This is a genomic window from Chitinimonas sp., assembly GCF_036568685.1.
In the GTDB taxonomy this organism is placed as follows: Bacteria; Pseudomonadota; Gammaproteobacteria; order Burkholderiales; family Chitinimonadaceae; genus Chitinimonas.
Map to the genome: position 1 here is coordinate 1 of NZ_DATCSC010000078.1, position 24283 is coordinate 24283.

The following is a 24283-nucleotide window of genomic DNA, read 5'->3' on the forward strand; positions in this document are numbered from 1 at the left end:
GCCTTACCCCACGGCCGAGGAGCGCAAGCAACAGGCCCAGAAGGGCAACGCCCGCGGCGGCGGCGGCCCCGGCACCCCGGGCCACATCAACGCCCCGCGCCAACCCAGCCGCCAGCCCAATCTGCGCGGCGGCAAGGGCAAGCCCAGCGGCGGTAAACCGCGCGGCCGCTAAGTATCTGGCAACGCCAACAAAAAGGCCGTACACCCGTACGGCCTTTTTGTTGTCCTGCTCCGCATGCCCATCAGCCTGAGTATCCACTGTCCCGTCGGAACTAACGCCTCTGTAGGGCGAAAAAGCGTAGCGCCATCCGCCTCAAACTGCGTTGATTTGGCGGCTATCGCCGCAGTATCCACGCTCTGCGTGGTTTAGGGCGGGAGTGCATCCCGCGGCCATCCCCCGCCCCTAACGCAGCCACCGTTCGCCAACTGGAGAGCAAACTGCAGCACGCAATCAGTGCAATGGATTCTGGATCTCGTGCAGGTAATCGAAGCCGCCAACGAGCGTTAGCGAGGCTCCCTCGCGGCGGCGAGGGCGGGGGGAGTGGGTGATATAAAAGCGGAGGCGCGTTCGAATATCGGATGGAGGTTAGCGCCCGGCTGTGCCGGGCGATGAGTTGAACGCTGCTACGCTATGAACGCCGAGAGTGGCCAATCACGGCAAGGGCAAGTCAGCGCTCAGTCTTCCAGGCACTGCCCATTGGTATTGCAGGTCGCCGCGTAGGTCGTACCGGCGGCGCACTGCATGCGGTAGTGCTGCGAGCCTTCGGCTTCCTTCACCAGCCAGGCGCCGCTGCCTTGGCAGCCACTGGCCTTGGCCATCTGTTCCACTTCGTAGGACCAGGTGCCCAGGCGCAGATTGCTGGTGGCGGTGGCCGGGCGGGCCACGGTGGTTGTGGTTGGCTGGGCCTGGGTGATCAGGCTGACGGCCACGGCGGCAGTTACCGCGCTGGCATCACGCATGGGGGTAACGGTCACCGCGGCGTCGTTGGCTGCCTTGCCTTGGCCCATGGCCATGGCGATCAGGCCCAAGATCCAGCCGTAGCGGCGCAGTGCAGTAAGCATATCCATCGCGGAGCTCCCATTTGATTCGGTCGAGGTGCGAATAATGCCAATGACATGATTGGATGGCAATGCCAATGGCATTAATGGCGACCAGCGGTCGTTCCGAAATAGCGTCCCGGAGTGGTCCCGAATTCACGACGGAAGGCGGCGATAAAGGCGCTGGTGGTCTCGTAGCCCAAGGCCGTCGCCACCTCGCCCACCGGCTGGCCCTGCGCCAGCCATTCCAGCGCGCGCAAGAGTCGCGCCCGCTGCCGCCACTGGGCAAAGCCCAGCCCGCATTCGGCCATGAAGTGCCGGCCCAGCGAGCGTTCGCTCAGCCCCGCCCAACTGGCCCACTGCACCATATCCCAGGTCCGTCCGAGGTCGCCGAGCAGCGCCTCGCAGATCGCCAGCAAGCGCCTGTCGTGCGGCATGGGCAGCGCCAAGGCGGCCGGTTCGGCTGCCTTGAGTTCATCGCAAAGCACCGCCGCCAGCCGCGCCAACCGGTCCGTCGCCAGTTGCCCGCTGCTATCGGCCACCTGGGCCACTATGGCCTGGATCAGCGGCGAGGGCGCCAGCACACAGGGCTCGCTGGGCAGGTCCGCGCACCAGGGCAGGGCCAGGTAGCCGCTCCAGCCGGCCAGCGGCCCATGCCCGCTGGCCGCATGTTCGCAGCGTGGCGGCAGCCAGCCTATATGGCCGGGTGGCATCACCCAGCGACCGGCGGGGCTTTGCATGATCAAGACACCGCTGCTGATCGCATAGAGCTGGCCCAGGCTATGGGCATGCCAGGCGGCCAGGTGGTGCTGGTCGTGGCGCAGGCGGAAGGCGTGCAGGGCCGGGGTCTCGTTCATACTTGGCGGTTTTGGCGTATTGGATGGCTACATGACGATAACGCGCCACACCTGTCGGGCGCTACCTTATGTCCACCCCAACCCAATAAGGAAAGCAGCATGAAAGCCGAACATATCCTCCCCGACCAGCAGAACACCGTCGAACTTGCTGGCATCACCGTCCGCAAGGGCAGCGTCGGCGCCTTTTTGGCCAATGCCCGCCTGTTGGCCAGTGACGGCGCCACGCCTGCCCAGCGGGCCGAGGCCCTGGCCGACCTGCAGTCCCTGGTCCCCGCCCTGGCCGCCCTGGGCCTGTTCGAGCACTTCGCCCTGCGTGACCCGGCGCTCGCCCAGGTGGTCGAGGCCGAGCTCGGCAAACTGCCCAAGGCCTGCGTATGATCCACGTCCTGCGCTATCTCACCCTGGTGGTGCCCGATCAGGATCAAGCGCTGGCCTTTTACACCGGCGCCATGGGCTTCGAGCTGCGGCAGGATAGCCGGCAGGGCGGCGAGCGTCGGCTCAGCATCGGCATCCCCGGCCAGGATTGGCCCCAGATCGCCCTGCAAGCCACCAGCGTCGCGCGCTATGGCGAGGCCACACACCAGCGCAAGCTGGCCCAGATCGGCAACAACCCCACCTGGGTGCTGGCGGTAGACGACTGCCGCCAGCTCGCCGAGCGTATGCGGCGGCACGGCGGCCGCGTTCTGGTCGAGGCGGCCGTCGGCCCCGACGGGCAGGCCGCCCTGGTGGCCGATTGCTATGGCAATAGCTGGTACCTTGTGGATGAGCGGCAGGACTTAGGCGCCTGATCCGGCTAAACTGCCGCCCTTGCTACGAAGGGTCTCCCACGCATGGCACTCAAAGCCACCATCCACAAGGCCGACGTCTCCATCAGCGATATGGACCGCGGCTACTACGCCAACCACAGCCTCACCCTGGCGCAGCACCCGTCCGAGACCATCGAGCGGCTCATGCTGCGCCTGGTGACCTTTATCCTGCACGCCGACGAGCGCCTGTCCTTCACCCGCGACATCGCCGGTGACGACGAACCCGCGCTGTGGAAGAAGAACTACGCCGACGAGATCGAGCTCTGGATCGACCTGGGTGAGCCGGATGAGCGCCGCCTGCGCCAATCCTGCGGTCGCGCCGAGCAGGTCTGGGTCTACAGCTACGGCGGCCGCGCCAGCGAGGTCTGGTGGAAGGGCATAGAGAACAAGCTCGGCCGGCTCGACAACCTTCACGTCATCGGCATCAGCCCCGATACCCTGGCCCAGCTCGCCGCCATGAATCAGCGCGGCATGCAGCTGCAAGCCACCATCCAGGACGGCCAGCTGTGGCTGTCGGACGGCACCAACACCGTGCTGGTCGAGGGCGAAAAGCTCAAGGTCGCTGGCGAATAGTCGTCCGCTAAAGGGCGCGATCCCTGCAGGGCATCGCGCCGTATCGCATTCGGCCCACCTGCGAGCGTTGGGAAGTGCGCCTAGCCACGCACCATCAAGGTCGCCACCGACGTCGTCTGCTCCGCACTGAGCTTCTGCTGCTTCACCGCCTTGGCCAGCGCATCATTCGCGCTGGCTAGCGCACCATGTAGCGATTTGATCTGCGCCTGCAACTGCTCGGTCTGCACCTTCTTTTCATCCTCGCTGAGCTGGTTGTTCGCCTGCACCTTGGCCAGCTTCTCCTCCGCCTCGCGCAGCTCCTGCTTCAGCTGGCGTATACGCTTGAGGGCGTCCTTGATCTGCTGCGGCAGATCGGCCTTGTCGATATCGTCGTTGCCGCCGGTACCGGCTATGCCGCCCTTGCCCGAGAGCGAGCGGGCCAGGGGGCTCAGGTCTACATGGATGCTTTTACTGGCGCTGCTGGTGGTGCTGCCGGTGACTACCGGCTTGTCTGCCTCGGCCTGCTTCTCATTGGCGGGCAAGGCCCAGCTCAGCGGCGCGTAGCCCACGCCGGCTTTGGTGATCGAAGTCATACCGCTATTCCTCCTGGTGCAGGCGCCGTCCCATGCGGGGCTCTGTTCTACTTGCTTGGCCGGCCTATTTCGCCGAGCCAGGATCAGCCTAGCACGTTGCCGCCAATCTGCTTAGCAAGCTGCGCTCTGCTAAGGTGCTGTCCTTCGAAATAGCTACCGGACCCCGCCGTGCTCGTGCTCCAGACCGACCGCCTCCAGCTGCGCCAGCTCACGCTGGATGACGCCGCCTTCATGCTGCGCCTGCTCAACGAGCCGTCCTGGCTGCGCTATATCGGCGACCGCAATGTCCATACCCTGGAGGAGGCACGCCAGTACCTCCTGAACGGCCCCTTGGACAGCTACGCCCGCTTGGGCTTTGGCTTCTACCTTGTGGCCGACAAGGCTACCGGCACCACGGTGGGCATGTGCGGCCTCGCCCAGCGCGACTACCTCGACGACCCCGACATCGGCTACGCCCTCCTGCCCGAGCACAGCGGCCAGGGCTACGTGCAGGAGGCCGCCCAGGCCGTGCTGGCCTACGCCCGCGACATGCTCCATCTCCCGCGCCTGCTCGCCACGGTGCGTCCCGACAATGCCGCCTCCATCAAGGTACTCGATAAGCTGGGCATGCAGCTGGCACGTCGCTTCTACCGTGAAGCCGACCAGCGCGAGCTGCTGCTTTACGCCATCGAATTGCACCGCGACTGAGGCTTATTCCCGCCGCGGTAATATGCCTGGCTAACGCTAGCCCTTATCGTCGAATGACTGGTCAATAACTTATATAGGAACAGGGAAGATGCTTTGTACATCGTGCGGGACTGAGAGCGAGCAACCGCTGGGAAATTGCAGCAAATGCGGCAGTGTACGGAACAGCTCTCCGCAGCAACTGATGATGCAGCATATCGCGGCCAAGGAGAAAAAGACTGCCGCTCAGTTGCAGGCCAAGAGTGCCGCTGCGGGTTTTGCCATCGGCTTTATTGGCTTCAAGATCGTGTGGGGGATACTGACGGGCTTCGATAATGATGACGGGACACGCCTGCTTCGATGGGCTGGCGCTATCGTCGTCGGCCTTATAGGCGCGGGCATCGGCAATGAGATCGGCAAACCAACGTCGCGGGCGAATACCACCTCAAAGCGCACGCCTGATAAGTCGCAGACCTTGGCGAGTGGTCGCCCCTGGGATCCCGCTATCGATCCCGTTGCCTATCAGGCCGCGGTCTACAAAAACAAATGGACTATCGTAGACAGCGAAATCTGCGGCTGTATCTCATGTGGGGATATCTTTCCGCCAGCAGATATTCGAAAGTGGGTCGACGACAAACAGACGGCATGCTGCCCCAGCTGCGGTCTCGCCGCTGTCGTAGTCGGTTCTGCATCTGGTCTTGTCATCGACCAAGAGATGCTTGAAGCCGCCGGCGCGCATCTTTCCCGCTAAATTGGTAGCTATGCGCTAGCTGGTAGGCCGAAGCAGCCTTTGTAGGGCGGGTCTTTAGACCCGCGCGGACTGCTTTCGCAGAAGGCGTAGGTTTCAGCGGCTATCGCCGCGAGTCTCCGCACTGTGTGCGGCTTGGGGCGGGGGGGCGTCCCGCAGCCGCCTTACTTTCTTTTGCTTCGCCAAAATAAAGTAAGCAAAGAAAAGGCGACCCCGGGATCGTCGCCCCGCTACGCGGGGTACCCTGCGCTTCTCACTGTGCCCGGCCGAGGCGCGAAACTCGCCGGCCTTGCCGGCTCAGACAACGCGCCCCGGACAGCCCCGGCCACAGCTGCGATGCTCGGCGACGATGACGGGGACCCCAACCCCCTCCGTAGCCAATGGAATCAAACCACCCATTGAGCGCAATCTCTTCGGGGCTGCGCCGTATCTCCGGTCGTTCCTTAGCAATGCGCCCTAGCGTATAAACCAAACCTTCTCTATCCCCGCCGCCCCCACCTCATAGATCACTGCCAGGCTGGCCTCCCCGCTGATCGGGTGGCCGCTTACCTGTTCGTGGTCTATCACCCGGCTGCCGCAGACGATGCGCTGGCTCACTACCGCTTTGACCGTCGCGCCGGGGTAGAGAATCTTGCCGTAGCGCTCGCGCATGGCCGCGCGGCCCTGCATGCACAGGGTGGTGGGGAAGTCGTAGATTTCCACGTCCTCGGCATACAGGGCCAGAAAACCCTCAAGGTCATGGGCGTTGTAGCGTTCCAGCTGGGCCTGGGCGTAGTCGGCAGGGCTCATAGGAGGTCTCTGTAACAGGGGGCAAGAAAAGCCCCGTCGGGCTGGAAGCCGGGACGGGGCTGCTATCCGCTACGCGCGCCGCGTTTAAATCAGACCGCGCTTGCGCAGCATCGGTTCTACCTTGGGATCACGCCCACGGAAGGCCCGATAGGCCGCCGCCGGCTCCAGGGTATTGCCCGAGCTGTAGATATGCCGGTACAGGCGCTGCGCCGTGGCGGCGTCGAAGGGATCGCCCGCTTCGGTAAAGGCGTCGAAACCGTCGGCGTCCAGCACTTCGGCCCACATATAGACGTAGTAGCCGGCGGCATACCAGGGGCCGGAGAACAGGTGCTGGAAGTGCGCCAGATAGTGCCGCTGGCCGATGTCCTCGGGCACGCCCAGGCGCGCACACTGTTCGGTCTCAAAGGCGGCAATGTCCACCGCCGTGCCATTGGGTAGCGAGTGCAGCGCCATATCGATCAAGGCCGGACCCACGTACTGTATGGTCGCCCAGGCCTGGTTGAACTGACGTGCGGCCTTCAGCTTGTCGAGCAGGGCACGGGGGATGGGCTCGCCGCTTTGGTAGTGGCGGGCGTGCTGCTGCAGCACTATTTCTTCCTCGGCCCAGTTTTCAAAGATCTGCGAGGGCAGCTCCACAAAGTCCCGCAGCACCTGGGTACCGGCCAGCCGCTCGTACTGTACCTTGGAGAGCAGGCCGTGCAAGCCGTGGCCAAATTCGTGGAACAGGGTACGCACATCGTCAAAGCTCAGCAGGGTGGTGTCGGCCTTGGCGAAGTTGTTGTTGTTGATCACGATGGGCAGCGTGCCGCCGTCCAGGCCGCTCTGGCTACGGAAGATGCTCATCCAGGCGCCGCTGCGCTTGCTCGGGCGGGCAAAGTTGTCGCCAATAAAGAGGCCCACCAGCGCGTCGCCCTGGTCGCGTACCTCCCACAGCCGCGCATCCGGGTGATAGAGCGGCACACCGTGCTGCTCCACAAAGCGAATGCCAAACAGCTTGCCGGCACAGTCGAACATCGCTGCGATCATATTGTCGAGCGAGAAGTAGGGCTTGAGCTCGGCGTCGTCCAGGTCGTAGCGCTGCTGCCGTACCTTCTCGGCCAGGTAGCGCCAGTCCCAGGCGGCGATCGGGGTCGGCTCGCCCAGCTCGCGTGCCATGGCAGTCAGCACTTCGCGGTCCGCGGCCGCCTTCTGCTTGGCTGGCTCCCAGGCCTTGCCCAAGAGTTCCAGCACCGCCGCCGGCTTGCCGGCCATGCGGTCCACCAGCTCGTAGTCGGCATAGTTGGCATAGCCGTGCAGGGCCGCCTGCTCCTGGCGCAGGGCCATGATCTGCGCCGCTACCGGCCGGTTGTCATGCTCGCCGGCATGCGCGCCACGGGCCATCCGCTCGCGCCAGATGATCTCGCGCAGGTCGCGCCGGGCCGAGAAGGTCATAAAGGGCTCGGCCAGCGAGGGCGATAAAGTCACCACATGGCTGCCCTCGGGCAGGCCGCGCTGCGCCGCCGCACCACGGGACGAAGCACGTAGAAAGTCCGGCAGGCCCGCGAGGTCGTCCTCGCCCTTCAGCTCGAGCGCAAAGCCGGCTTCGTCGGCCAGCACGTTCTGGGTGAAGGTCGTGGTCAGCTCGGCCAGCGTCTCCATCACCTCGCCGTAGCGCTGGCGGGCTGCTTCGGGCAGCTTGGCGCCGGCGCGTACAAAGTCCAGGTGCACCCGTTCCAGCAGGCGCCGCTGCTCGGCGTCCAGGCCCAGCGTCTCGCGCTGCGCATGGAGTGCGTCAATACGGCGGAACAGCCCGGCGTGCATATAGATCGCGTTCTCGTGCGCGGCCTGGCGCGGTGCCATCTCCCGCTCCACCGCCTGCAGGGCCGGCGAGGTCTCGCTGGCCGTCAGGTTGCTGAAGAGCAGATCGATGCGCTTGAGCAAACGGCCGGCACCATCGAAGGCCAACAAGGTGTTGGCAAAATCCGGCGCGGCAGTCTGCGAGGCGATCGCCTCGATCTCTTCCAGATGTCTAGCCAGGGCCACCTCGAAAGCGGGCACAAAGTGGCCGGCCTCAACGAGGTCAAAGGGCGGCAGGCCGTAGGGCGTATTCCAGTCTTGCAGCAAGGGGTTGCTGGCCAGCGTATCGCGCATCTTCAAAACGGTCCGGTGTGGCAGAAAACCCCAATTCTACTGCCCAGCCGCCCCCCGCCGCAGCTTTGTGCGACGGACCGCCTGTCTTTTCAGGGGGAGCAAGCGCTTGCTACTGGTAGACTTGCGCCCCTTTTTTAAAACACGACAGGGAGAGAAAAATGAAAAAACTCATCGCCGCCTCGGCACTCAGCTTCGGTATGACCGGTTGCGCAACCATCATCAATAGCGGCAAGCACGATCTCAACATCGTCTCCGAGCCGCCCGGCGCCACCGTTACCGTCAGCTCCAACGCTGCCGGTTACCGTCAGACCGTTACTACCCCCGCTACCCTCAGCCTGCCGCGCAGTCACGGCTATTGGGAGCGCAACAACTATCAGCTGGAATTCAACAAGGACGGTTTCGAGACCCAGACCGCCCGCCTTGATGCCCACGTCAGCGGCTGGTACTCCGTCGGTAACCTCTTCTTTGGTGGCCTGATCGGCTGGTTTGCGGTCGACCCCAACACCGGCGCCATGTACGCCTATGACGAAAAGACCATCAACGCCAAGCTGGTCCCGCAAAACGGCGTGAAGCTTGCTCCCGCCAGCTACACCCCGCCGGCCGCACCGGTGGCAGCGCCCCAGGCTGCGCAGCCCGTCGTTCCGGCCAAGCCGGTCGCCGCCGCACCGGTCCAGGCCCCGGCGCCTGCCGTCGCCGCGGTCGTCCCGGCTCCCACCCAGCAGCTTGTGGCCGCCGCCCATGTCGACACCTCCAACCTCAAGCTCGGTACCTGGTCCTACGACGTCGAGCAGATGGCCAAGGCCGAGGGTTGCGAAGGCGAGGGCGCCTGGCTGATCAGCAAGCCCGGCCTGACCGAGGCTTACCGCGTGTTCTGCAAGACCGGCAAGCCTTTCACCGCCGTGTGCGACTCCACCAGCTGCAAGAAGGGTTGATCGCTCCGGTAGCAAAGAAAAGCCCGCCCACGGTTCGACCGGGGCGGGCTTTTTTTGATGGCGGTCCGATTACAGGCTCGGCGTATAGAAACGCGATTCCAACTCAGTGAGCCCCACCTCGGCTAACAAGGTCTTCAGCCGCTCGGCTGCCGCCTTCTTGGGCCGTGGCTCCCGGCGGGCAATGATCAGCTCGTTTTTCATCGAGTGCTCCCAGCCTACCAGTTCGGTCACTGTCACCTGGTAGCCATGGGCCTCCAGCTGCAGGCAGCGCAGCACATTGGTCAGCTGGCTGCCAAATTCACGGGTATGGATGGGGTGGCGCCAGATCTCGGTCAGCGGGTTCTTCAGCATGCCGCCCTTGTTCTTGCGCAATACCGCGGCCACCTCCGCCTGGCAGCAAGGTACCAGCACAATGGACTCGGCCTTCTTCTCCAGCGCAAAGCGGATCGCATCGTCGGTTGCGGTATTGCAGGCATGCAGTGCCGTCACCACGTCGATCTGCTCAGGCAGCTCACCCGAGGTGATCGAGTCGGCCACCGACACGTTCAGGAACGACATCCCGCCAAACCCCGCCTTGTCCGCCAGCTCGCGCGAGCTCTGCACCAGCGCGTCGCGGGTCTCGATCCCGTAGATGTGCCCGCTTGGGGCCTGCTGCTTGAAGAAGAGGTCGTACAGGATAAAGCCCAGATAGGACTTGCCCGCCCCATGGTCCACCAGCCGGATATCGGCGTGGCGCCCCAGCGCCTCGGTCAGCAGGGGTTCGATAAAATGGAACAGGTGGTAGACCTGCTTGAGCTTGCGGCGGCTGTCCTGGTTCAGTTTCCCATCGCGGGTCAGGATATGCAGCGCCTTCAACAGCTCAACAGACTGGTCGGGGCGGATGTCGTACTTCTCGGTCATGGTGCAGGCTCAGCTTGTCAGCGCTGAATGTTACGCCTAGCCAGCACCCCCGGCTATTGCCGATTTCGCCACAGATTACCGCCGTGTTACCGGCTTTGCTGGCGAGCAAAGCCCTAGGCTCGGTAAGTTAGCTCCTCGCCGCGCTTACATCGCGCCGAGCGGCAGGGATCCAGAAGCATCGGGGCGGTCATCACCGCAAACACCGGGCCAGCCCGCCGCAACCATATACAGACAAAGGTAATAGGGAGCATCAGTAGTGAAATCGCAATCCGCCGTCACCCTCCTTGCCGCAGCCCTGCTGTGCGCCTTCGCACCCGTGGCCCATGCGCAGGAACCCGCCGTGGCCACCAAGCCATCCGCCATCACTGTCGAACAATTCTTCTCCAGCCCCACCTACGGCAGCCCACGCCTGTCGCCGAATGGTCAGCGCATGGCCGTACTCACCCCGGTGAACGGCCGCCTGGCCCTGGCCGTACTGGATGTCGCCACGCTCAAGCCCAAGATCGTTGCCAGCGATGCGGAATGGGACATCGTCAACCCCATCTGGGTTAACGACAAGCGGCTGATATTCCAGATCAGCAACAACAAGGGGACCCTGGATGAGAACGCGGGGGGCGGCCTGTTTGCCATCAATGCCGACGGCACCGGCTCCCGCACCCTCAGCTACACCGTTGAACTGGCCCAACGCGCCGGCCAGATGCGCTACCGCCCTTACGTCTATATGGATCGCGTCGGTGGCGATTCAGACGAGATCTACGTTGCTCATGACGAACGCAACGTCGAAGCCGACGAGAATAGCTTCGGGGGCTCTGACGTGTACCGCATGGATACCCGTACCGGGCATACCAAGATGCTTACCTTCAACTCACCCGGTAAGGTGATTAGCTGGGTGCTCGACAATGCCGGACAAGTGCGGATCGGTGTCTCGGTCAGCAACGACGCCGCCAGCAAGCAACTCAAGTCCTACACCTACTATCGCGAAAACAACGAAGCACCTTGGAAAAAGATCGCTGAATCCGCCATAGACGAGGGCTACCAGCCGCTGGGATTTGATGCCGACAACAAGACGCTCTACGTTACAGGTCGGAGCAAAGCAGATACCACCGGTCTCTATACCTGGGACTTCGACAAGCAGGCCCCCAAGGAACTGGTCTTCCGCCACCCGCGTGCCGACTTCGCCGGTGGCTTGCTGCGTGACTTCGCCAGCAAAAAGGTCATTGGTCTCGCTATCGATGCCATGAAGCCCGAGCAGTATTACTTCGACCAGGCCTACGCTGATCTGCAAGGTGCCATCGACGACGCCCTGCCCGGCTCCGATAACGTGCTGCAAAAGCGTGGCGACAAGGTACTGGTCATTAGCCACTCGGACGTGAACCCCGGTGAAGCTTTTCTCTACGACGAAAAGACCAAACGACTCGAATCCCAGTTCAGCTTCAAACCCGACATCCAGCCTGAGCTGATGTCTCCCATGAAGATCGTGGACTACAAGGCCCGCGACGGCCTCACCATCCCTGCCTACCTTACGCTGCCTAAAGACAAGGTTGAGAAGGCCCTTCCTCTAGTTGTCTTCGTCCACGGCGGACCGCATGCCCGTGACGAATGGGGTTTCAACCCCTACGTCCAGCATCTGGCCTCGCGTGGCTACGCCGTGCTGCAGCCGCAGTTCCGCATGACAACTGGGCTCGGCTGGAAATTGCACCACTCGGGTTGGAAGCAATGGGGTCTCGCCATGCAGGACGACGTCACCGACGGCGTCAACTGGCTGGTCAAGCAGGGCACGGTCGACCCCAAGCGCGTCTGCATCATGGGCGCCAGCTACGGCGGCTACGCCACCATGTACGGCCTCGAAAAAGACCCAGGTCTCTACCAGTGCGGCGTTAACTTCGTCGGCGTGACCGATATCGACCTACTGTTCAACGTCAGCTGGTCCGATACCTCCGACAGCGCCTGGTCCAAGTACAAGCAGCGCGATCTGCATGGTGACCCGGACAACAAGGTAGACGCCGAGTACATGCGCAAGGTTTCAGCCCTCAACGACGACAATGTAGCCCGTCTCAAGGCCCCGGTACTTATGGCCTATGGCTCGGTAGACGTACGCGTGCCGCTGATCCACGGCGAGAAGATGCGCGACAAGCTGCTCAAGAAGGGCAACACGGTCGAGTGGATGGTGTTCAACGGCGAAGGCCACGGCTGGGCCAAGCCCGAGAACAAGTACAAGTGGGCCCACACCTACGAGGACTTCATCAACAAATACATCGGCGACAAATCCCAAGTCGCTGCCGGCAAGTAGGCCTACACCGGCGCCTGCTAAAAACCCGCCGCCCTGCGGCGGGTTTTTTCTTGCCATCCTCGGCTATCATCGCCCCATTGCGGCGCCGGGCGTGCCGCCATTAGCTTAGAGCGCACCATGGAAGACCGCATCACCGAACTCGAAATCCGCATCGCATTGCAGGACGACCTCTTGGACGAACTCAACCGCGTCGTCGCCCTGCAGCAGCAACAACTGGAGCTCTTGGCGCGCGAACTGCGTCAGGTGCAGGATGCCCAGCGCAACCAGGACGGCGGCAAGCCGACCAGCTTGTTTGACGAGGTGCCGCCGCACTATTGATCACGGATTAGCTGCAGCTGTTCGGTGCGGTGGCGTATGCGCTCGGCAGAGCCGAGCGTTCACCGGCATCCGAGGCCTGAAACGCGCTTCGCTTAATCGCATCCATCCCCCCCGCCCCTGCCGCCGCAGGGGAGCCTCGCTGACGCTCGTCGGTGGTTATCTGAAAATGCCTAACATGCTCTGCCATCTGCAATGGCACGCAACGTGCCGACTTGGGGGGCGAATATTCGTGGCTACTTGATTCTATTTAGGGAGTAACTTCCCCTTAGCGAAAAAGGCAAAATCCAGGATTCGTCTTCTTTCGCAAAAATGAATCTGCTTGCATTGTGTGCGGACCGTCGATTTATTTCCTTAACTATCTGCTTTGTCGCTTGTGCGTGATTGAGTTGTGATGAATAACGACGATTTGCCCACAGGGCTATGTTGCTCGAGAGTGGAATTGTTAGTTCCGATTGTTCCGATCGGAGACCCTCGTGCGCGAAGAAAAACACCGGGTTGTCGCACGTAATAAATTGTAATTCTGAACTATGCAGGAATGTCCAGTTCATAGATTCCAGAGCATTCACTGCATCTTGTCGGCCCTCATAAAGGAGGCTCCTCTGCCAGATAGCTGGGGGAGGGTCGGAACTATATCGTTGGAAAATCCTACGTACTTCTGCTTTTCGACGTTCAGCCATGCCTTTGACAGTTGGATCCGCTGTAGATAAGTGATCAATTTTCTCAACGATGTCGGCTTCAAGCGCGCTTACGACTGTTGGCATCATGGTCGCAACGCGTTTCCTTGCCTGAGGCACACGTTTCCAAAGCATCAAAATGTACTTTGCGAGCGCATGACGTAGGTCTGGCGTTAGATCCCGCTGGGTTCGTATAGCCTCAATTGCAGCCTTCGCAGGGTCTTCGATGGAGTTTGCTAGATACGACTCAACTTTGCCTGAATACATATGACGCTCATTCGCCACTGATTTGGGCTGAGAATTGAAAGAGCGCCCTTTTTCTTTGTCGTATACCCAAATGGAGTCATCGATCGAGAAACCTTTTAAGTAATATTGAGGAACGTAGTGGTCGCCCATGTTTGGTGAGAGTCAGTAAGAGTTGAAATGTTGTCATTTATTTAGGCTGAGACACGTACGGCGCAATCTCCGCAGGTACTACGCCATAAGCGCGTCGGAAGTCACGAGGGGCAATGTTTTGGTAGGGCGGGTCTTCAGACCCCGCACAGACCGCCTCCTCAAGAAGGCACGGTTATTTCCCCTTCGCCTCCGCCACCAACGTCACCACCACCACCTCCCCGCTGGGCTTCTTGATCCCCAGCTTGGTCGACTGCCCGATATCCCGTTCCAGATAGGGTTTCAGCGTGTCGGCCTTGGCGCCGGCAACCGGCTTGCCTTCCACCTCCACGATGTAGTCACCGGGGGCGATGCCGGCGCGGGCGGCGGGGGACTGCGGGACGACCTTCTCGATCTTCACCGACTTGAGGGTGGGGTTCCAGAACATCCCCTCGCCATCGATGGACATGCCAAAGCCGAAGTAACCGCGTTCCCCCGCCCAGGCGGCAGCGCAAAGCAGGGTGGCGATGAGGGTGGCGGTGCGTTTCATGGTGCTGGGGCTCCGGCTTGGGTGGTAGCGTGCAGCCTGCCTCAAGCACGTCGCCGCCGTCATCCACCAGATAGGGGACGGCCCCCAACCGTTGTGGCTATCACCACAATCAAGGCAGCAATGGTCATAGCCAGCTAAAATGCCGCCTATTCCCTTATCAACCCGCTGGCCGACGTGCTGTACCAGTACGCCGGCGGTCGGCATTCAGTTCGGAGCATCCATGTCCGTCAACCTCATTCCGCTGCTCCAGGCAGCCTACGCCCAGCGTGGCGAGCTCCTGCAGCAGCTGCACGCCGAATCGACCAATGCCTACCGCCTGTTCCATGGCAGCGTCGAGGGCGAATCGGGCCTGACGGTGGACCGCTACGGCAGCCTGCTGCTGGTGCAGACCTTCCACCAGCCGCTGGCCGAGGGCCAGCTGGCGGCCATCAGCGAGTACTACGGCAGCGTGCTGCCCGGTCTCACCACGGTCTACAACGACCGCAGTGACGCCAACTCGCGCATCCGCAATTCCCTGCCCGAGGCCGAGCTCGAGGCCGCCATGCTGCCGCGCGAGGCGCAGGAGCTGGGCGTCAACTACCGCGTCCAGGGCCGCCATGCCGGGCAAGACCCCTGGCTCTTCCTCGACCTGCGCGCCGGCCGCCGCCGCGTCATGCAAGAGGCCGCCGGCAAGTCCGTGCTCAACCTGTTCGCCTACACCTGCGGTGTGGGTATCGCTGCCGCCAAGGCCGGTGCCGAATACGTGGTCAACGTCGACTTCGCCGAATCCAGCCTGCGCGTCGGCAAGGACAACGCCCGCCTCAACGACCTGGCCATCCGCCCGCGCTTTGTGCAGAGCGATGTCTTCCCGGCCGTGCGCCAGCTGTCCGGTATCGGCCAGCCGCTGGTCGTGCGCGGCAAGCGTATGCCCCCCTTCCCCAAGCTGGAAGCACGCCAGTTCGACCTCGTCTTCCTCGACCCACCACGCCACGCCAAGAGCCTGTTCGGTGTCGTCGACCTGGTCAACGACTACCCCTCGGTATTCAAGCCGGCCCTCCTGGCTACCGCCGAAGGCGGCACCATCATCTGCTGCAACAACGTCGCCCAGGTCGAAGCCGAGCCCTGGCTGGACCAGTTGCAGCGCAGCGCCGCCAAGGCCGGTCGCCCGGTGAAGGAATTCGAGTGGATTACGCCAGAAGCCGATTTCCCATCTAGCGACGGCAAGCATCCCCTCAAAATTGCTTTGCTCCGCGTTTAAGGAAGTCTAATGCCCCGCCTCACCGCCCTCATCCTCGCCGGCGCCCTGCTGCTCAGCCCCCTGGCCCAGGCCGCCACCCCGGCCGAGGCGGTCGGCGTGGTGCTGGACCAGCTGCACCAGTCCGCCTCCCAGGCCCAGTTCGACCGCTACTTTGGCCTCTACGCGCCCGATGCCGTCTTTCTGGGGACCGACGCCAGCGAGCGCTGGACCATCCCCGAGTTCAAGGCCTACGCCAAGCCTTATTTCGACAAGGGCCAGGGTTGGACCTACACCGTGGTTGAGCGCCACGTCAGCCTGGCGGCCGACGGCAGCTACGCGTTCTTCGACGAGCTGTTGGATAACGCCAATCTGGGCCGCTGCCGTGGCACCGGCGTGCTGCGCAAGATCAAGGGACAGTGGAGGATTGAGCAGTACCACCTCACCATCCCGGTACCGAACGAGCTGGCCGAAACGGTCGTCAAACTGATCCGGGAACGAGCTCCTGCCAAGCCCTGACTCAATAGCCAAAGGGCCGCATCACGCGGCCCTTTGCTTTCAAACTTTAAACTCGTTACCCGTCTCGAAGAACGTCCCGCCCGCCACATAGTGAATCGAGCGGTCCCGCCCCTCGGCAAAGTGCCAGTGGCCCTCGCTGAAGTCCGCTGGGTCCGCCCAGGCTGCCACTACCTCGGCAATATAGAGGTCATAGGTCTGCTGGTTGTGCGGCTCGGGGATCACCTTGCACTCCAGCCAGCCCACGCAGCCATCCAGCAGCGGCGCAGCCACCTTCTCGGCCGGGAAGGTGGCCAAGTTCAGCTCGGCAAACTTGTCCCCATCGCGGCCGCTGTGCGAGCCTACCGCCACCGTCTCCGCCGCTAAGCGCCGGGCGGGAATGTTGAGCACGAACTCGCCCGAAGCATCGACCAGCTCGCGGGTCAGCGTGCTCTTGTCGATCACCACCGTCACCTTGGGCGGGTCAAAGTCCAGCGGCATGCTCCAGGCCGCCGCCATCACATTGCGCTGCTCGCCGTGCGCGCTCGATACCAGCACCGTCGGGCCATGGTTGAGCAATCGGTAGGCTTTCTTCAGGTCTACGGGTAGTCGCATGGCGGGCTTTCTGGTGCAAAGGGGTAAATCACCAAGATGGCGCCAGCGCGCCCAAACTCAAGCTGTCTGCTGCGCCAACCAGTCCAGCACGCCGCGCCCGGCTCGGCGGCCACTGGCAAAACAGGCGGTCAGCAGATAACCCCCGGTCGGCGCCTCCCAGTCCAGCATCTCCCCGGCGCAAAACACGCCCGGCAGCGCCCGCAGCATCAATCCCGCATCCAGCGCCTCAAAGCGTACCCCTCCCGCCGTGCTGATCGCCTCGGCTATCGCATGGGGCTCGCCCACCGTCAGCGGCAAGGCCTTGATCGCGTGCGCCAGCTGCAGCGGGTCCTGATAGGCCGCCTTGCTCAGGCACTCGTGCAAGAGACCCGCCTTCACCCCGGTAATGCCCAGCCGGCTCTGCAAGTGGCTGGACATCGAACGCGACCCGCGCGGGTGGGTCACCTCGGCAATCACCCGCTCCAGATCACGCCCCGGCGCCAGGTCCAGCAGCAAAGTCGCCCGCCCCTGGGCCGCCACCATCTCGCGGATGCGGGCCGAATAGGCGTAGATCAGACTGCCCTCCACCCCGGTCTCGCTCACCACAAACTCGCCCTGTTTGCGTGTCGTTTCGCCCTTCAGGTCGGTAAAGCTCAGTGCCACGGACTTCAGCGGCGCCCCGGCATACTTCTCGCGCAGGTGCGCGCTCCACGGCACGGCAAAGCCACAGTTGGCCGCCCGCAAGGGCGCAATCTCGGCGCCACGCGCCGCCAGCAGCGGCACCCAGCTCCCGTCCGACCCCAACCTCGGCCAGCTCGCCCCACCCAGCGCCAGCACCATCGCGGCCGGCCGCACCGTGCGTTCGCCCTCCGGCGTGGCAAAGCGCAGCGCGCCGTCCTTGGCCCAACCCAGCCAGCGGTGCCGCACCGCTATCTCCACCCCACCGCTCTTCAAGCGGTGCAGCCAGGCACGCAGCAGCGGCGCCGCCTTCATATCGGTAGGGAAGACCCGCCCCGAGCTGCCCACAAAGGTGTCTATGCCCAACCCGTGTATCCAGTCACACAGCGCCTCGGGGCCAAAGTCCGCCAACAGTGCCGCAATCTCCGCCTCGCGCTCGGCATAGCGCTGCAGAAAAGGTGCCAAGGGCTCCGAATGGGTAATGTTCATGCCCCCCACCCCCGCCAGCAAAAACTTGCGACCCACTGAGGGCATCGCGTCATACACCGTTACCGCCTGCCCCGCCTGGCTCAGTACCTCAGCCGCCATCAGGCCAGCCGGCCCGCCACCAATAATGGCAACCGAGTGGTGATGAATAGGGGAGGCGGTAGACGACATGGCAACTCAGTTCAGCAAGCCCGGCAGCAGGCACGGCCGGGTGGTAGGTAGCAACAAGCCGCCATTGTCCCCGATCCAGCCAAGCCAAGGCCAAGGTTTTCCATACATGGGCCACATCGGTATGCTGCCCATCCGCTCCAGATATCCAGGACCAAGTCCATTCATGCTGCGCCGCCTCAATACGCCTCAGTTAGTCCTGCTCTTTGGCCCACTTTCGGTAGCGCTCAGCTTTGCCATGCAGCAGCTCTTATCCATCTGGTTCCCGGTCAGCCGCCCAGACACGGAACAGATGGGCGACATGCAATTGCTGGTGAACGCCGTGGTGTTCGCGCCCTTGATAGAGACGGCAATCAGCCAGCTGCTGCCCTTCTTGGTGCTGGAGCGGTTCAAGCGCTGGCCGCTGCAGGTCGTCATTTCCGCCATCCTGTTCGTACTGGTCCACCTCGGGGTGGGTCTTCCCTTGCTGGTCGGCGTCTACCTGATCAAAGGGGTGTTCTACGCCTACCTCTTCCACCTGCTGGCGTCCAGGTCCTACTCGGCGGCTTATGCCGGTGTTGCCATCGTCCACGCCCTGACCAACGCCGCCGCCCTTGTGCTCGACCGCGTCCTACATCTGTAGACGGGTATTCAAGTCAGCGCCGCCCGCCGGGCGGCAGCAAGCGCGTCGAGCGGGCCTCCTATAGTGGAATCAGCCCACCCTCAGGCCTGTGTTGGCTTTGTCCGTGGCAAGGTTTCCCCATTGCTTTGGATAGGTTCGCGCCATGCAAAGGCTCGAAGACGAATTGCAGGCCTGCAAGCAACGCCTCCTGGCCGAGCTGCCCGCCACCGTGCGGGAACGCTACTACGCCGCCCTGGCCGAGATCGACGCCAGCCTGGTGCTGGCGCGAGCGCTGGCCGTCGGCCAGCAGGCGCCGGACTGGACGCTGGACGACGACCAGGGCCGGCCCGTCCGGCTGCGCGATGCGCTGGCCCGTGGCCCGGTTATCCTGCACTTCTTCCGCGGTGGCTGGTGTCCCTACTGCAATATCGCCCTGCGCGCCTTCCAGCCCCTGTTGCCCCGTTTCCATCAACTGGGTGCCAGCCTCTACGCCATCTCGCCGCAGCTGCCCGAGCAGAACCGGGCGCAAGCCACCCAGTGCGAGCTGTATTACCCCCTGCTGAGCGACGTTGGCAACGCCGTCGCCCAAGCCTACGGCGTGTCCTTCTCCCTGCCGGCCAGCATGCAGGGCCTGATGCAGGGTTTCGGCATCGACCTCGCCCACTTCAATGGCGATGCCAGCTGGCAGCTACCCATGCCGGCTTGCTACCTGCTGGCGCAGGATGGACGGGTACAGACACGCTTTCTCAATGCCGACTACAGCCGCCGGGTCGAGCCCCTGGACATGCTGTTCGCGCTCAAGACCATGGTCGCCCCGGCCTGAGTGCTCAGTCCGCCAGCGGTAGCTGCGTGCACAGCCGGGCCAGCATGGCCGGGTCCGGCCAGTTGGGCGCCAGCAGCATGCCCCGCGCCAGTTCCGCCCCGCCTTCCTCGGGTGGTGCGTACTCCGCCACCAAGAGCGGCCAATGGCTGTGCACAAAGTGCCGCGCGGTTTCCTGCTGCCAGTCCCGGTAGCTCAGCGCCCGGCCATCATCGGCCGTGCTGGCCAGCCAGTCCGGCTTGGCCAGGCTGCGCCAGCGGCTGTCCGGGCGCTGGCGAGGCAGCGCCTCCCCCCAGCAGCGCCACCAGCCGCGCAGGTGGTCGGCTGCCAGCTCGCGCCCTGCGGGGGTGTCCGGCTCGCGGTAGAACATCCGCCCGCGCAGCCAGGCCATGGGCTCAACGATCACCCCTTCTGGCAGGGCCGCCTGCCCGGCAGGGGTCTGCGCCAGCCGTAGCTGGTGCTCGTTCAGCCGTGCCAGCTTCAGCGCAAGCGCATCGTGCAGCCCCGGCCCCACATAGTGCAGGCCCTGCACGGTCGGCAGGGCGATATAGAACTTCACCGCCAGCTCAATATGCAGCGCCGGCAGGCCCCCGGGCCGGGCCAATAGATAGTCGAACTCCCCCAGGCTTACCCCTCCCTCGCGCACCGGCAACTGGTGCGCCAGTAGCTGGTGGCCGGGCAGGGCGGCCAGGGCGGTCTGCATCAGCCCCTCGGCATAGCGCCCCAGCCGGAAGCCCGGCCCGGCAGCCGCAGCAGGGGGCTCAAGCACACAGCCCTGTAGTCGTTGCCACCAGTCCTGCCCCAAGGCTGCGTCGCCATGCCCTATCCCGGCCGGCAGCGCCTCGCGCCGCAGCAAAGAGGGCGAGGTCAGCAGCCAGTGCAGGTCTTTGATCGCTTGTTGGGGCATGGGAACGGAGCCTTGGGTCAGCCCGCAGTGTAGCGCTGGCAGCTCGGCAACAGTGCCCACCCTTGACGCATGTTTGTCATGTAAACCGCCGCACAATGCGATACGCTAGTGTGGCACCTGCCGTCGCACCCTTGCCGGCCTGGTGAGCTGAACGTTGAGATCCCGCACCCCGGTGCTTTCTTTGAACGAGGTCAGCATGCATACCCGAGACCGATCCCCCCGCGGTGCACGCGAGCAGATCATCCATCTCGCCGCCCGCCTCATGGCCGAAGAGCATATCGACGACTTCGGCACCGCCAAGCGCAAAGCCATCAAGCGCCTGGGCCTGCCAGAGGGTAAAAACCTGCCCAGCAATGAGGAAATCGAGGTCGCCCTGCGCGACTACCGCAGCCTCTACCAACCCCAGCACGGCCAGGTCGTGGATGAGCTCAGGCAAAAGGCCATCGAGGCCATGCGTCAGTTCAGCGAGTTCAAACCCTACCTGGTCGGCTCCGTACTCAGCGGTACCGCCGGCCCCCACTCCGACATCAACCTGGTGGTCTATTCCGATAACGACAAGGCGGTCGAAATCCGCTGTCTCAACCTCGGCATCGACTACCGTACCGAGTCCTCGCCGGCCGGCTACCCCACGCTCGCTTTCTATGTGGATGGCAGCCTGGTTCGCATCAGCGTGCGGCCCGAGCAGATGGAGCGGCACGGTGCCCGCAGCGGTTCCGAGCCGCTGGAGCGGGCGCGTCTCGGCCAGGTCGAAGATATGCTGGTCCACGCATAGCGCTCCGTGAGACGCGGCGGCAAGAGAAATCGGTCACTGCTGCTCAGCGCCCCGGCGGCCCCCGTAAGGGGGAGGCCGAAGTAGTAAGCCACCAGATGGTGGCAACGACTTCGCTCAGCCGGGCGTTCAGGGGCTGCAAATGCTCGACCGGTCTTCGCTGTTTTATTCCACGCCCCCACCCTCGCTGACGCGAGTCAGCAAACCTTCCCGCCTGCGTAAGCCTGCTGTACGGGTGCGGCTTATCCGGTAAGCTACCCTGCTCCGTTGTATTCGTATTCAGGACCCCGCCATGACCGAAGCCGCCCCGCTCACCCCCAAGCCCTGCAAGAAGTGCGGCTCACCCGGCGAGGTCATGAAGGCCGGCTCCAACCGCTTCTGGGTGGAGTGCGCCAAGTTCGGCCGCAACGGCAACTGCAATGTCATCAGCGCGCAGGCGCCGAATCGTAAAGCAGCGATCCAGAACTGGAACGAGAACTGCGCGGCGCGGTAGGTTGTAATCACCTGGCGCCTTATCGAGCACCAGTTGGGGCACCCGGCAGCCCCCGCAAGGAGGAGGCCGAAGTAGTAAGCCACCAGCGGGTGGCTGCAACTTTGCTCAGCCGAGCGTGCACCTTGGTAACGTACTCAAACGGTGTAACGTCCCCTTGATCCACCCGCCCCCCGCCCCTGCCGTCGCAGGGGAGCCTCGCTCCGCGCGGGGCGATAGCGATGTGTCACCCGGGGCGCTGAATTCGACAGACCAAGCCGCGTCATGCCCTATTCCCTCTCCGGCCCCGGCCTTAGCGAGCTGGACATCAAGAAGTCGCGTTTTCTCGGCTGCGTCGAGCCCATGGCCGACCGCGCCGCAGCACAGCGCCGCGTGGCCGAGCTGCGCGCCGCCCACCCCGGCGCCGCCCACGTCTGCTGGGCGCTACTGGCCGGTGGCCAATCGGCGGCGGTGGACGATGGCGAGCCCTCCGGCACCGCCGGCCGGCCGATGCTCGATGTATTGCGCCACCAGGACCTGGACGGCGTCCTGGCTACCGTGGTGCGCTACTACGGCGGGGTCAAGCTCGGGGCCGGCGGCCTGGTGCGGGCTTATACCGACGCCGTCGCCCAGGCTCTGTTGAATACCCAGAAGGTCGAGCGCCAGGTGCGGGTCGAACTGCACTGCAGCGTGCCCTACGCGCTGGAAGGCTCGCTACGTCGGCAGCTGGCTGCCGCCAACGCCACCTTGTTGGCTGTCGAGCACGGCAGCCAGGTCAGCCTGCGCTTCAACGTGGTCGCCAGCCAGGCGGGCCCCTTGCAAGCGCAGCTCAATGAGAGCTGTCACGGCCAGCTGGCCTGGTTGCGGCCTTAACTATTCCTTGTGTCGCGGGTGCAGCCCGGCCCGCTCTGCCCGCTCTGCCTTGCGCTGCTGCATAGCCTCACGGCGGGCCTGCCGCTCCGCCCTGAGGGCCTCCTTGTCGGCCATCCCTTCCGGCCGGCCCGCCTCACCCTCCTGCCGCCGCAGCCATTCCCGCTTCAGCCGCTCGCGCAGGTCCGGGTGAGCGGTAAAGCCGCCACCAGGCACCGCCTGGTGCAACCGCCCAAGCACCTTCAAAATGCCACGCCGCTGCTCGAACTGCCGCCAGCGCAAAAAGAAACCCGGCCGGCGAGCCAGCAACCTCGGTCCCTGCGCGCCATCGTGCTGCAGATAACCGGTCTTGCCGGTCGTAATGGCTTGCTCGCCGTGCTCCCCGCGCAGCACGGTCTCGCCGCTGTTCACCGTGTCGTAGGTACCGGCCGGCGTATCGCGGGTCGCTTCGGCCGCCTCGACGATCGCCGTCTCATGGTCGGTACCGCGTATGCCTATGGTCGCGCTCGGCGTGTTCAGCCGATAGCTGTCCGGGCTCTGCCGGCCTATCAGCCCGGTCACCGCCCGCAGCGAGCCCTTCACCAGGCTCAGCCAGCTGCTGCTCTCCGTGGGGTGCTCCTCGTTGTAGCGGTACTGGTCTATGCGCATGCGGCTATTGGGCCGCAGGGTAAAGCTCGCACCGTCCTCCATGCGCAGTACCGCCCAGGATTGCGGCCCGGCGGTACTGATCGCATCCCCCGGGTCCACGCTACTGCCCACCGCCGCGGGTTTGCTGTCGCCATTGCGGGCAATCACGCTCACATCCCCTCCCGCCGCCTCTATCCGCCCGACCGAGGCTTGGCCGCTCAGTGCCGCCAGCATCAGCCCCAGGCAAACCATACCGCGTCGCCACAGTCCGCTCATCGCCCGTCTACCCTGTTCTTGTTCGATGCGCCACTATAGCCCGCAGCGGCAAGCCCAAAAGCAAACAGGGGCATCAAGCCCCTGCCGTGTGTGGTTTATTTTGCAGATCGCTTGCCAAGCTATCCGCTACCGGTGCGCATACGCCATCGGCCCAGCCGGCGGCCGAACTGCAGCAGTCCTGCCAGCCAGTCGCCGAGTACGGCTTCACGCCCGCTCGCGGCAAGGTGGTGCGGGTGTCCCTGGATCGCCTTGCGGCGCGCCAGCCTGCCGGCACGGTAGGCCTCTTCTTCCTGCCCGTAGTAGCTCCCGCCTTCTTCACCCATCGCATAAGCACGCCATTGCTCCTCGGCCGCCCAGCGGCCCGTTTCCAATTGGTCCATGATTTCCCCACTCCATATCGTTGTATGTACAAGCAGGAGGCTCTCATGGCGGCCGCTGCAATCACAGAGCGGCCGAACTGGCTGATTTGCAAGGTTTTGCGGGGCAGGGCTGCAATCGCTGCAATTTCCAAGCAGGTAATTTGCAGAGCAGGTGCTTGCTTGCCGAGGCAGGCGGGTCGGTTTTTGTAGGACAGGGCGCCCGCAAGGAGTGGGCCGAGGTAGTAAGCCATCTAAAGATGGCAACGACTTCGCTCACCCGCGCGGACCGCCTTCGCTAGAACGCAAGGTGTTTAGCGGCTGGCGCCGCAGTGCGGATATCGCGGCGACAACCGCTAACACACCGGGAATAGCTGCAGAAAATCGAGAGCCTGACGAGCGTCAGCGAGGTTCCCCGCCGGCGGGCGGGGGTAGGGGTGGGATTCAATCAGGGGCAGCCGTATTCATTGGGCGACGAAGAACGTGAGCGCCCGGGTTTCCCGGGCGCCTGTGGTGCACTAGGTAGCTCTACGACAACCGATCAAAACGTCGGCTGCGGAAATGCGGCGAGATTCGCACTTTCGGCCAACTGCTGCCGAATAAACGCTGGCACCTGGCTCCCCTCCACCACATCCAGCGACTGGTACAGCGGGTCATCGGCCATCGCGGCCAAAAAGCCCTCACCCGGCCAACCCTCCTCATCCAGCTCGGTATCGAGCAGGTTCTGCAGCGCCGGCGTGAT

29 protein-coding genes are annotated in these 24283 nt (G+C 63.8%); 15 read left to right on the forward strand and 14 right to left on the reverse strand.

Going from position 1 to position 24283, the window contains the following annotated elements; all coding sequences use genetic code 11:
- Nucleotides 1-675 precede the first annotated feature (675 nt).
- Nucleotides 676-1068, reverse strand: coding sequence for a hypothetical protein (locus VIM95_RS11940; protein ID WP_331985937.1), 393 nt, complete (start codon nucleotides 1066-1068; stop codon nucleotides 676-678).
- Nucleotides 1069-1142: 74 nt separating this feature from the next.
- Nucleotides 1143-1895 carry a helix-turn-helix transcriptional regulator gene (locus tag VIM95_RS11945; RefSeq protein WP_331985939.1) on the reverse strand — a complete coding sequence of 251 codons (753 nt, stop codon included), beginning with the start codon at nucleotides 1893-1895 and terminating at the stop codon, nucleotides 1143-1145.
- A 99-nt stretch (nucleotides 1896-1994) separates the two neighbouring features.
- Between VIM95_RS11945 and VIM95_RS11950 the strand changes: the two genes are divergently transcribed.
- The 3 genes from VIM95_RS11950 to VIM95_RS11960 are packed head-to-tail and all read left to right on the forward strand — an operon-like array spanning nucleotide 1995 to nucleotide 3274.
- On the forward strand, nucleotides 1995-2273 hold the full coding sequence (locus VIM95_RS11950) for a hypothetical protein (protein WP_331985941.1): 279 nt from the start codon (nucleotides 1995-1997) through the stop codon (nucleotides 2271-2273).
- Complete coding sequence (locus tag VIM95_RS11955) at nucleotides 2270-2683, forward strand: VOC family protein (protein WP_331985943.1); 414 nt, start codon at nucleotides 2270-2272, stop codon at nucleotides 2681-2683. Before VIM95_RS11950 ends, VIM95_RS11955 begins: the two co-directional genes overlap by 4 nt.
- A gap of 42 nt (nucleotides 2684-2725) precedes the next feature.
- Nucleotides 2726-3274 carry a YaeQ family protein gene (locus VIM95_RS11960; protein ID WP_331985945.1) on the forward strand — a complete coding sequence of 183 codons (549 nt, stop codon included), beginning with the start codon at nucleotides 2726-2728 and terminating at the stop codon, nucleotides 3272-3274.
- 80 nt (nucleotides 3275-3354) lie between these two features.
- Here VIM95_RS11960 and VIM95_RS11965 read toward each other — a convergent pair whose 3' ends face one another.
- On the reverse strand, nucleotides 3355-3846 hold the full coding sequence (locus VIM95_RS11965; protein WP_331985947.1) for a hypothetical protein: 492 nt from the start codon (nucleotides 3844-3846) through the stop codon (nucleotides 3355-3357).
- Nucleotides 3847-4014: 168 nt separating this feature from the next.
- Between VIM95_RS11965 and VIM95_RS11970 the strand changes: the two genes are divergently transcribed.
- Both VIM95_RS11970 and VIM95_RS11975 read left to right on the forward strand, forming a co-directional pair.
- Nucleotides 4015-4533 carry a GNAT family N-acetyltransferase gene (locus VIM95_RS11970; protein WP_331985949.1) on the forward strand — a complete coding sequence of 173 codons (519 nt, stop codon included), beginning with the start codon at nucleotides 4015-4017 and terminating at the stop codon, nucleotides 4531-4533.
- A gap of 181 nt (nucleotides 4534-4714) precedes the next feature.
- Nucleotides 4715-5260, forward strand: coding sequence for a hypothetical protein (locus VIM95_RS11975; RefSeq protein ID WP_331985951.1), 546 nt, complete (start codon nucleotides 4715-4717; stop codon nucleotides 5258-5260).
- A 453-nt stretch (nucleotides 5261-5713) separates the two neighbouring features.
- Here the strand turns inward: VIM95_RS11975 and VIM95_RS11980 are convergent, their stop codons facing one another.
- Nucleotides 5714-6046 (reverse strand): nuclear transport factor 2 family protein, encoded by a 333-nt coding sequence (locus VIM95_RS11980; RefSeq protein ID WP_331985953.1) that lies wholly within the window; start codon nucleotides 6044-6046, stop codon nucleotides 5714-5716.
- Between the two features lie 84 nt (nucleotides 6047-6130).
- Nucleotides 6131-8176, reverse strand: coding sequence for a M3 family metallopeptidase (locus tag VIM95_RS11985; RefSeq protein WP_331985955.1), 2046 nt, complete (start codon nucleotides 8174-8176; stop codon nucleotides 6131-6133).
- A gap of 158 nt (nucleotides 8177-8334) precedes the next feature.
- Here VIM95_RS11985 and VIM95_RS11990 point away from each other — a divergent pair, with 158 nt between their 5' ends.
- The gene (locus VIM95_RS11990) at nucleotides 8335-9108 is read left to right on the forward strand and encodes a hypothetical protein (RefSeq protein WP_331985957.1); all 774 of its coding nucleotides are present in this window, start codon (nucleotides 8335-8337) and stop codon (nucleotides 9106-9108) included.
- A 69-nt stretch (nucleotides 9109-9177) separates the two neighbouring features.
- On the opposite strand, the gene VIM95_RS11995 is transcribed toward VIM95_RS11990, so the two are convergent.
- Entirely contained in the window at nucleotides 9178-10008 is an 831-nt protein-coding gene (locus VIM95_RS11995; protein ID WP_331985959.1) for an SAM-dependent methyltransferase, read from the reverse strand.
- 256 nt (nucleotides 10009-10264) lie between these two features.
- Here VIM95_RS11995 and VIM95_RS12000 point away from each other — a divergent pair, with 256 nt between their 5' ends.
- Nucleotides 10265-12298, forward strand: a complete 2034-nt coding sequence (locus VIM95_RS12000) for a S9 family peptidase (RefSeq protein WP_331985961.1) — start codon at nucleotides 10265-10267, stop codon at nucleotides 12296-12298.
- Between the two features lie 117 nt (nucleotides 12299-12415).
- Entirely contained in the window at nucleotides 12416-12616 is a 201-nt protein-coding gene (locus VIM95_RS12005) for a SlyX family protein (protein WP_331985963.1), read from the forward strand.
- A 233-nt stretch (nucleotides 12617-12849) separates the two neighbouring features.
- On the opposite strand, the gene VIM95_RS12010 is transcribed toward VIM95_RS12005, so the two are convergent.
- Both VIM95_RS12010 and VIM95_RS12015 read right to left on the reverse strand, forming a co-directional pair.
- Nucleotides 12850-13686: a DUF4238 domain-containing protein gene (locus tag VIM95_RS12010; protein ID WP_331985965.1), complete on the reverse strand. Its 837-nt coding sequence runs from the start codon at nucleotides 13684-13686 to the stop codon at nucleotides 12850-12852.
- Between the two features lie 172 nt (nucleotides 13687-13858).
- Nucleotides 13859-14212 (reverse strand): PDZ domain-containing protein, encoded by a 354-nt coding sequence (locus VIM95_RS12015; protein WP_331985966.1) that lies wholly within the window; start codon nucleotides 14210-14212, stop codon nucleotides 13859-13861.
- Nucleotides 14213-14432: 220 nt separating this feature from the next.
- Here VIM95_RS12015 and VIM95_RS12020 point away from each other — a divergent pair, with 220 nt between their 5' ends.
- Together VIM95_RS12020 and VIM95_RS12025 are read left to right on the forward strand one after the other, a co-directional pair.
- Entirely contained in the window at nucleotides 14433-15449 is a 1017-nt protein-coding gene (locus tag VIM95_RS12020; protein ID WP_331985968.1) for a class I SAM-dependent rRNA methyltransferase, read from the forward strand.
- Between the two features lie 9 nt (nucleotides 15450-15458).
- On the forward strand, nucleotides 15459-15944 hold the full coding sequence (locus VIM95_RS12025; protein ID WP_331985970.1) for a nuclear transport factor 2 family protein: 486 nt from the start codon (nucleotides 15459-15461) through the stop codon (nucleotides 15942-15944).
- A gap of 39 nt (nucleotides 15945-15983) precedes the next feature.
- On the opposite strand, the gene VIM95_RS12030 is transcribed toward VIM95_RS12025, so the two are convergent.
- Entirely contained in the window at nucleotides 15984-16535 is a 552-nt protein-coding gene (locus VIM95_RS12030) for a flavin reductase family protein (RefSeq protein ID WP_331985972.1), read from the reverse strand.
- Nucleotides 16536-16592: 57 nt separating this feature from the next.
- Nucleotides 16593-17849 (reverse strand): TIGR03862 family flavoprotein, encoded by a 1257-nt coding sequence (locus tag VIM95_RS12035; RefSeq protein ID WP_331985974.1) that lies wholly within the window; start codon nucleotides 17847-17849, stop codon nucleotides 16593-16595.
- A 163-nt stretch (nucleotides 17850-18012) separates the two neighbouring features.
- Between VIM95_RS12035 and VIM95_RS12040 the strand changes: the two genes are divergently transcribed.
- Both VIM95_RS12040 and VIM95_RS12045 read left to right on the forward strand, forming a co-directional pair.
- Complete coding sequence (locus tag VIM95_RS12040) at nucleotides 18013-18468, forward strand: type II CAAX prenyl endopeptidase Rce1 family protein (protein WP_331985976.1); 456 nt, start codon at nucleotides 18013-18015, stop codon at nucleotides 18466-18468.
- A 142-nt stretch (nucleotides 18469-18610) separates the two neighbouring features.
- On the forward strand, nucleotides 18611-19270 hold the full coding sequence (locus tag VIM95_RS12045) for a peroxiredoxin-like family protein (protein ID WP_331985977.1): 660 nt from the start codon (nucleotides 18611-18613) through the stop codon (nucleotides 19268-19270).
- 4 nt (nucleotides 19271-19274) lie between these two features.
- Here VIM95_RS12045 and VIM95_RS12050 read toward each other — a convergent pair whose 3' ends face one another.
- Entirely contained in the window at nucleotides 19275-20174 is a 900-nt protein-coding gene (locus VIM95_RS12050) for a DUF1853 family protein (protein WP_331985979.1), read from the reverse strand.
- Nucleotides 20175-20370: 196 nt separating this feature from the next.
- Between VIM95_RS12050 and VIM95_RS12055 the strand changes: the two genes are divergently transcribed.
- From VIM95_RS12055 to VIM95_RS12065, 3 genes are all read left to right on the forward strand, one after another.
- The gene (locus VIM95_RS12055) at nucleotides 20371-20946 is read left to right on the forward strand and encodes a nucleotidyltransferase domain-containing protein (RefSeq protein ID WP_331985981.1); all 576 of its coding nucleotides are present in this window, start codon (nucleotides 20371-20373) and stop codon (nucleotides 20944-20946) included.
- A gap of 289 nt (nucleotides 20947-21235) precedes the next feature.
- Nucleotides 21236-21436: a hypothetical protein gene (locus VIM95_RS12060; protein ID WP_331985983.1), complete on the forward strand. Its 201-nt coding sequence runs from the start codon at nucleotides 21236-21238 to the stop codon at nucleotides 21434-21436.
- Between the two features lie 261 nt (nucleotides 21437-21697).
- A complete protein-coding gene (locus VIM95_RS12065) occupies nucleotides 21698-22285 on the forward strand; it encodes a YigZ family protein (RefSeq protein WP_331985985.1) in 588 nt (195 codons plus the stop codon).
- Here the strand turns inward: VIM95_RS12065 and VIM95_RS12070 are convergent, their stop codons facing one another.
- From VIM95_RS12070 to VIM95_RS12080, 3 genes are all read right to left on the reverse strand, one after another.
- The gene (locus VIM95_RS12070) at nucleotides 22286-23185 is read right to left on the reverse strand and encodes a FecR family protein (protein WP_331985987.1); all 900 of its coding nucleotides are present in this window, start codon (nucleotides 23183-23185) and stop codon (nucleotides 22286-22288) included.
- 119 nt (nucleotides 23186-23304) lie between these two features.
- Nucleotides 23305-23565, reverse strand: coding sequence for a hypothetical protein (locus VIM95_RS12075; RefSeq protein ID WP_331985989.1), 261 nt, complete (start codon nucleotides 23563-23565; stop codon nucleotides 23305-23307).
- A 517-nt stretch (nucleotides 23566-24082) separates the two neighbouring features.
- Nucleotides 24083-24283 (reverse strand): hypothetical protein (locus tag VIM95_RS12080; RefSeq protein WP_331985991.1); only part of this gene is annotated, 201 nt, incomplete at its 5' end.

Excerpts from the sequence above, each read along its gene's own strand:
- VIM95_RS11940 (WP_331985937.1), bottom strand. The coding sequence starts at position 1,068 with ATGGATATGCTTACTGCACTGCGCCGCTACGGCTGGATCTTGGGCCTG.
- VIM95_RS11945 (WP_331985939.1), bottom strand. The coding sequence starts at position 1,895 with ATGAACGAGACCCCGGCCCTGCACGCCTTCCGCCTGCGCCACGACCAG.
- VIM95_RS11950 (WP_331985941.1), top strand. The coding sequence starts at position 1,995 with ATGAAAGCCGAACATATCCTCCCCGACCAGCAGAACACCGTCGAACTT.
- VIM95_RS11955 (WP_331985943.1), top strand. The coding sequence starts at position 2,270 with ATGATCCACGTCCTGCGCTATCTCACCCTGGTGGTGCCCGATCAGGAT.
- VIM95_RS11960 (WP_331985945.1), top strand. The coding sequence starts at position 2,726 with ATGGCACTCAAAGCCACCATCCACAAGGCCGACGTCTCCATCAGCGAT.
- VIM95_RS11965 (WP_331985947.1), bottom strand. The coding sequence starts at position 3,846 with ATGACTTCGATCACCAAAGCCGGCGTGGGCTACGCGCCGCTGAGCTGG.
- VIM95_RS11975 (WP_331985951.1), top strand. The coding sequence starts at position 4,715 with ATGATGCAGCATATCGCGGCCAAGGAGAAAAAGACTGCCGCTCAGTTG.
- VIM95_RS11980 (WP_331985953.1), bottom strand. The coding sequence starts at position 6,046 with ATGAGCCCTGCCGACTACGCCCAGGCCCAGCTGGAACGCTACAACGCC.
- VIM95_RS11985 (WP_331985955.1), bottom strand. The coding sequence starts at position 8,176 with ATGCGCGATACGCTGGCCAGCAACCCCTTGCTGCAAGACTGGAATACG.
- VIM95_RS11990 (WP_331985957.1), top strand. The coding sequence starts at position 8,335 with ATGAAAAAACTCATCGCCGCCTCGGCACTCAGCTTCGGTATGACCGGT.
- VIM95_RS11995 (WP_331985959.1), bottom strand. The coding sequence starts at position 10,008 with ATGACCGAGAAGTACGACATCCGCCCCGACCAGTCTGTTGAGCTGTTG.
- VIM95_RS12005 (WP_331985963.1), top strand. The coding sequence starts at position 12,416 with ATGGAAGACCGCATCACCGAACTCGAAATCCGCATCGCATTGCAGGAC.
- VIM95_RS12010 (WP_331985965.1), bottom strand. The coding sequence starts at position 13,686 with ATGGGCGACCACTACGTTCCTCAATATTACTTAAAAGGTTTCTCGATC.
- VIM95_RS12015 (WP_331985966.1), bottom strand. The coding sequence starts at position 14,212 with ATGAAACGCACCGCCACCCTCATCGCCACCCTGCTTTGCGCTGCCGCC.
- VIM95_RS12020 (WP_331985968.1), top strand. The coding sequence starts at position 14,433 with ATGTCCGTCAACCTCATTCCGCTGCTCCAGGCAGCCTACGCCCAGCGT.
- VIM95_RS12025 (WP_331985970.1), top strand. The coding sequence starts at position 15,459 with ATGCCCCGCCTCACCGCCCTCATCCTCGCCGGCGCCCTGCTGCTCAGC.
- VIM95_RS12030 (WP_331985972.1), bottom strand. The coding sequence starts at position 16,535 with ATGCGACTACCCGTAGACCTGAAGAAAGCCTACCGATTGCTCAACCAT.
- VIM95_RS12035 (WP_331985974.1), bottom strand. The coding sequence starts at position 17,849 with ATGTCGTCTACCGCCTCCCCTATTCATCACCACTCGGTTGCCATTATT.
- VIM95_RS12040 (WP_331985976.1), top strand. The coding sequence starts at position 18,013 with ATGCTGCGCCGCCTCAATACGCCTCAGTTAGTCCTGCTCTTTGGCCCA.
- VIM95_RS12045 (WP_331985977.1), top strand. The coding sequence starts at position 18,611 with ATGCAAAGGCTCGAAGACGAATTGCAGGCCTGCAAGCAACGCCTCCTG.
- VIM95_RS12050 (WP_331985979.1), bottom strand. The coding sequence starts at position 20,174 with ATGCCCCAACAAGCGATCAAAGACCTGCACTGGCTGCTGACCTCGCCC.
- VIM95_RS12055 (WP_331985981.1), top strand. The coding sequence starts at position 20,371 with ATGCATACCCGAGACCGATCCCCCCGCGGTGCACGCGAGCAGATCATC.
- VIM95_RS12060 (WP_331985983.1), top strand. The coding sequence starts at position 21,236 with ATGACCGAAGCCGCCCCGCTCACCCCCAAGCCCTGCAAGAAGTGCGGC.
- VIM95_RS12065 (WP_331985985.1), top strand. The coding sequence starts at position 21,698 with ATGCCCTATTCCCTCTCCGGCCCCGGCCTTAGCGAGCTGGACATCAAG.
- VIM95_RS12070 (WP_331985987.1), bottom strand. The coding sequence starts at position 23,185 with ATGAGCGGACTGTGGCGACGCGGTATGGTTTGCCTGGGGCTGATGCTG.
- VIM95_RS12075 (WP_331985989.1), bottom strand. The coding sequence starts at position 23,565 with ATGGACCAATTGGAAACGGGCCGCTGGGCGGCCGAGGAGCAATGGCGT.